Source organism: Mesorhizobium sp. M7A.F.Ca.US.007.01.2.1 (assembly GCF_003998165.1).
GTDB lineage: Bacteria > Pseudomonadota > Alphaproteobacteria > Rhizobiales > Rhizobiaceae > Mesorhizobium > Mesorhizobium ciceri.
This window is the reverse complement of sequence record NZ_RZQP01000296.1, coordinates 1-6,452: the sequence shown is the minus strand read 5'-3', so window position 1 is coordinate 6,452 and position 6,452 is coordinate 1. Positions and strand designations below refer to the sequence as shown.

Genomic DNA, 6,452 nt, shown 5'->3' with positions numbered 1-6,452 from the left:
CATCGGTGCGGTAGCTCGCCTCCTCGCGCCCGCGCACGCGCAGCGGCAGCGCGACGTTCTCATAGGTGGTCATGTGGTCGAGCAGCCGAAAATCCTGGAACACCACGCCGATCCGGCGTCTGAGATGCGGCAGCTCGGTGCGGGAAATGCGGGAGCGATCCTTGCCGAAGATGGTGATCAGCCCGCGCGTTGGCTTCAGCGACATGAACAGCAGGCGCAGCAAGGTCGTCTTGCCGGCGCCCGAAGGCCCGCTGAGGAACTGGAAGGAGCGCTCCGGAATGTGCAGGGAGATGTCGCGGAGGATTTCCGGACCCATGCCATAGCGGAGGCCGACATTTTCGAAGCGAATCAATTTCGACGACCTGAAATTCGGCACGGCAGTGAGCCGGCCTGTTCTGGGTAAAGACCATCGGCCGGCATGGTTAACCGGCGGTTAATTCCTAGGCTCTTTCGACTCGTCACGAGGGCTCCGGTGGGGAAGCGTTAACCATTTGTGTTTACGCAAAAGAAACGAAAAGCGAACACGTGCTGCAATGCTGGGGCCATGATGGCTGACGATCGAACCGCGCGCCCGGTTTCCGGCGAAATCATGACCGATCCGGCGGCAATTGCCGCGGCGGACCGGTTCATGCGTGGTTCGGCCGCCGACATCGTCGATGCCGATTACGTGGTGATGCCGCGCCTTGCGCCTGCCGTGGAAAGCGTTTCGCCGCTGCCGCGTGCGATCGTCATGCCACCCATCGAAGGCATGGACATGCTGCGCAAGCCCGAAGCCCCGCCGGAGCGGCCGCCAACCTCGCGCGGCGGGCCGATCTTCTGGATCGCCGGCATCGGCGCTGCCTTGGCCGCCTTCTGGGTTTCCGGCGGGCACGCGCTGGTGCGCCAGGTGCCGTTCCTGTCCAGCGCGCAAGCGTCGGCGCTCAGCATTTCGGGCGTCACGTCACGCGTCGATGCTTCCGGACCGAACCCTGCGCTGTTCGTCGATGGCGAGGCCGCCAATGACGGCGCCAAACCGGCGCAGCTGCCGCCGCTTGAAATCCGGGTGACCGGCAATGACGGGCACATCACCCGCTATACGTTGGGGACATCCGGCCGTTCGCTGGCCTCTGGCGAAAGATTCGGCTTTGCCAGCCGGCTCGACGTGCCTAGAAACGGTGTAAGAACTGTATCGGTCACCTTCGCCGAATAGCGTGTGCTGATATTCAGGTGAGACTGGCCGCAAACGGCGGTTTCGTGCGCTTCCGGTGCTCACGTACTTCAGTACGCTCCGCTCCGGTTCTCGGAAACCACCGTTTTCGACTCAGCCTGACCTGAATCTCAACACATGCTGGGCGTGAACGCGTTTAGGCAAGAAAATCAGCGGGGCGAAAAATGCCAATTGTACGCGGCAAGAACATCGAAGTCCTGTTTTCTGCATCGGCGATCGCGCGGCGCAATCTCGAACTCGCCAAGGAGATTGCCGGACACGACTACCATGACCTCCTGGTGATCTCGGTGCTGAAGGGGTCGTTCATCTTCGCCGCAGATCTCATCCGCGCCATGCACGATGTCGGCCTGTCGCCGGAGGTCGAATTCATCTTCATCTCCAGCTATGGCGCCGGCACCAGCAGCGGCGAGGTGAGGGTGCTGCGCGACATCGACAATGAGGTCGCTGGCCGCGACGTGCTGCTGATCGACGACATTCTCGAATCGGGCAAGACGCTGAGCTTCACCCGGGAGCTGATGCTGTCGCGGGGCGCCAAGAGCTGTTCGATCGCCGTGCTGCTCGACAAGCGCATGCGCCGCCAGACCGAACTCAATGCCGATTATGTCGGCTTCGACTGCCCCGACTATTTCGTCGTCGGCTACGGCATGGATGTAGCCCATGCCTTTCGCGAGTTGCCCTTTGTCGGTGTCGTCAAAGGGGATGCCTGAGCGGCAGCAAAAAGGTTTGCTGATCCTCAGCGCTTTCAGGAAAAGTCAACTTTTGGCGGCCAAATATGCCGGCCATGGCAAAGCTTCTGATCGTCGAGGACGATGAGTCCGTCCGCACCCTGGCCGCCCGCGCGCTTGAACGCGCCGGGCACACAATCGATATCGCGGCGGATGGCGCGCAGGGGCTTGCGCTGATCCAGGCCGCGCGTGGCGGATATGATCTCGTCGTCTCCGATATCCGCATGCCGGAGATGGACGGCATCGAGATGGCGATAGCGGCGGCAGCATTGTTTCCCGCCATCAAGATCGTGCTGATGACCGGCTATGCCGACCAGCGCGAGCGCGCCGAGGAATTGAACGGCATCATCCTCGATGTCGTGCAGAAGCCCTTCACGCTGGCTGAAATCCGCTCGCGTGTCGAACGGGCGCTGATCTGCTTCGCCTGATCAGGCTGGGTCGGCGGCAGCGAGCACGGGTGGAACATTCTTGCGCCGTTCGGTGTTGAGCGCCAGCAGACCGGCGCCGATGATCAAGGCGGCACCGATCACGGTCGTCGACCGCGGCACCTCGGCGAAGAACAGGAAACCCCACAGCGGCGACCACAGGATGCCGGTATATTCGAAGGTGGCAACGCGGTTGGCCGGCGCCATCCGGTAAGCCTGCGACAGCAGGATCATGCCGGCGGAGGCGACGAAGCCGCAGGCGGCCATCTTTAGAAAATCCGGCAGCGTCGGCCAAAGCCATGGCCGTACCAGGAATTCCAGGCTGGGGTGGACGGCGTGGGTTATGCCGGCAAGGTGAAACGCGCCGGCAACCACGGCGGCGCCAACCAGATAGGCGCCGTTCTGATAGAAGGCCATCACGGTGGACGATTCGGTGTCGCCGATCTTGCGGGCCATCAGCTGCGAAAAACCATAGAGCGCCGCCGAGCCCAGCGACAGCAGCGCTGCCCAGTCGAACAGCCCTGCGCCGGGGCGCAGCATCACGAGGACGCCGAACAAGCCGATCAGCACGGTTGCCAGTGTCTGCCAGGAGACGCGCTCGCCAAGGTAGGGCCCGGCGAGCACCATGATGAACAGCGGCGCCATGAAATAAAGCGCCACCGCATCGGCAAGCGGCAAGGCGGCGATGGCCAGATAGTACATCGTATAGGAGGTGAACTGGATGAAGGCGCGCACCGTCAGCATGCCGGATCGCTTCGACAGGATCGCCCGCAAGCCAACATCGGCATGGACCAGAACGATGAGGATCGGCAGAGCGACGATCGAGCGGATCGCCATCACCTCGGTCACTGGATAACCGCTCGACACGGCTTTGACGAGCGGATCCTGCAGCGAAAAGACCAGCACGCCGAGGCACAGGCTCAGGATGCCGCCCACCATCCGATTTTCCATCTGCATCCAGGCTCCTGCGCGTACGATCCGAAGCTGCCGCCTGCGGGGTAAAAAGAACCCGCCACCGTTTCGGGCAGCGGGCACGAGTGAGGACTCTTGATTGGTCCGCGGCTGATTTCGCAGCCGCATATCCAATGGGTGAGGCGACTATCATCCGCCGTTTGACATGTTGCAAACGAATTGGAATGATGCCAGCAATCAAATTCTCTTATGGCGGATTTCATGCGGCCGACCCTCGACAGCGACCTCCTGCGCACCTTCGTGGCGATTGCCGAGACCGGCAATTTCACCAAGGCGGCGGAGCAGGCCGGCCGCACCCAATCCGCGGTGTCGATGCAGATGAAGAAGCTCGAAGATCTGATCGGCGCCAGCCTGTTCGAGCGCGGTTCGCGCGGCGTCGCGTTGACGCGGCGCGGCGGCGAACTCATCGTCAACGCCCGCCGCATCGTCTCGCTGCTCGACGAGACGTCGGCATCGATGGCGGCAGCGCCGCTTGGCGGGCCGGTGCGCATCGGCATTCCGGAGGAATATGGCCACGCCATCCTGTCGCGCGCGCTCGGCGCTTTCTCGAAGCGTCATACGCAGGTCGAGGTCACCGTGCGCTATGCCCATTCCGGGGCACAGATGGCGGCGCTCGCTGCCGGCGAGCTCGATCTGTGCGTGGTGTTCGAATGGCAGGATCCCGCCGGCGGCGAAGTGCTGATGCACGACCCGACCGTGTGGGTGACATCGTCCCTGCATCACATGCATGAGGAACAGCCGGTGCCGATCGCGCTCTACAACCGGGCCGGCTGGTGCAAGGACTTCGCCATCAAGTCGTTGGAGCAGCGCGATCTTGCCTATCGTGTCGCCTATACCAGCGACACCACCGGCGGCCTCAAGCTCGCCGTCACCTCCGGACTGGCGATCGCGCCGATCTCGCGCAGCAACATTCCGGACGGCTGTCGTGAACTGACCACGGCGGACGGATTCGGCGCCATCGATTCCTCGAACGTGGTGATGCACCGCAACCCGAACGCGTCAGGCGAGGCGATCGACGGCATGCAGGATGCGATCCGCGAAGCCTTCGTCAACAGGCTCAGTCAGCCGGCGGCATCCTCGTAGAAATGCAGCCTGTTGCCGAACGGATCGGCGACCGATACCTCGCGGGTCTTCCAAGGCGTCTCTTCCACGCCTGGCCTGGCGAAGCGGTAGTTTTTGCCGGTCAGCTCGCCATGAAGAGCCGTGATGTCCTCGACCTCGATGCGCAGGGCGATGCCGGGTGCACCGTCGCCATAATGTTCGCTGAGATGCAGGACGCAGCCGTCGCGGCCGATCGCCATGTAGAGCGGCGCGTCGTCGGCGAAGCGATGTTCCCACTGCACCTTGAAGTCGAGGAAGCCGACATAGAATTCACGCGCCTTGGCAATGTCGAAGATGCGCAGGATGGGTGTGACGGCGCCAAGTCTGGGCATGGTGGTGCAACCGTGCGAGAGGGTTTTCAGGTGGGATGGACGGGGGCGGCGATCCCCTTGTTTTTTCGCAATTCCGGACGGAAAACCGCTTCACACATTTCCTGGAATTGCTCTATTTCAGCTCGAGCAGCCGTTCCAGATAGCTGCGTTCGATGTCAGGGCTGAGCGCATTGCCGAGCCGCTTGCGGATCGCTTCCAGAATCTGGCGGGCGCGCTGCACGTCGATCTCGTCGGGCACCTTCACCGAATCGCCGAAATCGGGACCCTGGCTGGCGCGCGGCCGGCCGAGCGGATCGCGATCGGCGTTCTGCTGGCGGCCGCCTTCCTCGCCGCCACCCTGGTCGCCCTGCATGGCCTGCATCTGCTTCATCATGTCCTTGGCGCCCTTGCGCAGCGCTTCCAGCGCCCGGCCCTGATGGCCGACGGCCGCATCGCCTTCGCCCTCGCCGAGTGCCTGTTCGGCATTGCCCATGGACTTGCCGGCCTCGCCAAATCCTTCATTGGGCTCCATACCCATGCCTTCGAGGCCCTTCTTCAGCTGTTCGAGGTCGCTCTGCAACTGGCCCTGGCCCTGCTGCAGCTGTTTCAGCGCATCGGCGAATTCCTGGGGCGTCATCGGCTTTTGCCGGGCGAGCGGATCGCGGTCTTCGCCGACGCCGGGTCTGTCCTCATCCTGGCCGCCTTCGCCGAGCTGCTCGTCACGGTTCTGCCCGCGCTGGCGCTCGCCGCGCTGCATCTGATCCATGCGGAAGGTGTCGTTCATCATCTCCTGCTGACGGCGCAGGATCTCGCCCAGCTTGTCCATCTGCTGGCGCATCTCGCTGTCCTGCTGGCCGCCTTGCTGCTGACGGTCGGCCTGCAGATTGTTCATCATGTCCTGCAGTTGGGACAGCAATTGCTGGGCCTTGTCGCGATCACCGGACTTCGCCAGGTTCTCGATCTGGTCCATCATGCGATCGATGTCGCTCTGGCGCAGTTCCTGGCCATTCTGCTGCATCTGCGGGGCGTTGGGATTTTGCTTGGCGCGCTCCGCGAATTCCTGCAGGAACTGGTTCATCGCCTCGCGCAGTTCCTTCATCGCCTTTTCGATTTCAGCGTCGCTGGCGCCATTCTTGATGGCGTCCTGCAGCGCCTGTTGCGCCTGGCGCAGCCGCTTTTCGGCGGCCGAAAGATTGCCTTCCTCGATGCCGAGCGCGATTTCCCAGAGATAGGAGACCTCGCTGCGCAATTGATCGTCGCTGTCGGCCATCTTCAGCCGGGTGCGGGCGCTCATGATGGCGAGGTAATGGGACATGTTGTCGAAGGTGTCTTCCGGCCGCAGCGTGATGGCGTCCATCAGGTCTAGCACGCGCGGCTTGGCGTTGGCGTCGAGCGCCAGCAGGCGGCGCTGTTCGATCACGGCGCGTGCCAGCGGATTGGCGAAAGGCCGCTCCGGCATCAGCAGCGTCTTGGTTTCGCTGGATGCGGTGTGCCCGGCATCGTCGGTGGCGACCAGCGTCAGCTTGATGCTGCTGCCGGCCCAGACATGCTCGGTCAGGTCCTTCGAGGTCCTGGCGGCGTTCGACTTGCCGCCGCGGCGCGGCAGCGTCAGCGGCATTTCAGGTGCACCGTACAGTGGACGCGCATTCGGCGCCTGCGGATCGGCAAGCGCGAACACCGCCTTGGCGGTGGCGGCGCCATAGTCGTCGTC

At 63.3% G+C, this 6,452-nt stretch carries 8 protein-coding genes; 4 read left to right on the top strand and 4 right to left on the bottom strand.

Annotation, left to right across the window (positions count from 1 at the left end; genetic code table 11):
* Positions 1–352, bottom strand: a 352-nt coding sequence (locus EN949_RS31670) for an ATP-binding cassette domain-containing protein (protein ID WP_127371887.1), incomplete at its 3' end; no start/stop codon positions are given.
* Between the two features lie 192 nt (positions 353–544).
* On the opposite strand from EN949_RS31670, the gene EN949_RS31665 reads away from it, so the two are divergent.
* The 3 genes from EN949_RS31665 to EN949_RS31655 all read left to right on the top strand — a co-directional run bounded on the left by EN949_RS31665 (position 545) and on the right by EN949_RS31655 (position 2,360).
* Positions 545–1,189 carry a hypothetical protein gene (locus tag EN949_RS31665; protein ID WP_027162904.1) on the top strand — a complete coding sequence of 215 codons (645 nt, stop codon included), beginning with the start codon at positions 545–547 and terminating at the stop codon, positions 1,187–1,189.
* A gap of 182 nt (positions 1,190–1,371) precedes the next feature.
* Positions 1,372–1,914, top strand: a complete 543-nt coding sequence (gene hpt, locus EN949_RS31660) for a hypoxanthine phosphoribosyltransferase (protein WP_027162903.1) — start codon at positions 1,372–1,374, stop codon at positions 1,912–1,914.
* A gap of 74 nt (positions 1,915–1,988) precedes the next feature.
* The gene (locus tag EN949_RS31655) at positions 1,989–2,360 is read left to right on the top strand and encodes a response regulator (protein WP_024503765.1); all 372 of its coding nucleotides are present in this window, start codon (positions 1,989–1,991) and stop codon (positions 2,358–2,360) included.
* On the opposite strand, the gene EN949_RS31650 is transcribed toward EN949_RS31655, so the two are convergent.
* Complete coding sequence (locus EN949_RS31650) at positions 2,361–3,308, bottom strand: DMT family transporter (protein WP_164754734.1); 948 nt, start codon at positions 3,306–3,308, stop codon at positions 2,361–2,363.
* A 222-nt stretch (positions 3,309–3,530) separates the two neighbouring features.
* Between EN949_RS31650 and EN949_RS31645 the strand changes: the two genes are divergently transcribed.
* Positions 3,531–4,412 (top strand): LysR family transcriptional regulator, encoded by an 882-nt coding sequence (locus EN949_RS31645; RefSeq protein WP_024503767.1) that lies wholly within the window; start codon positions 3,531–3,533, stop codon positions 4,410–4,412.
* Here the strand turns inward: EN949_RS31645 and EN949_RS31640 are convergent.
* Positions 4,391–4,762 carry a glyoxalase superfamily protein gene (locus EN949_RS31640; RefSeq protein WP_127366445.1) on the bottom strand — a complete coding sequence of 124 codons (372 nt, stop codon included), beginning with the start codon at positions 4,760–4,762 and terminating at the stop codon, positions 4,391–4,393. The genes EN949_RS31645 and EN949_RS31640 overlap by 22 nt on opposite strands.
* 112 nt (positions 4,763–4,874) lie before the next feature.
* Positions 4,875–6,452: TIGR02302 family protein (locus EN949_RS31635; protein ID WP_127371886.1), on the bottom strand; the 1,578-nt coding region annotated here is incomplete at its 5' end.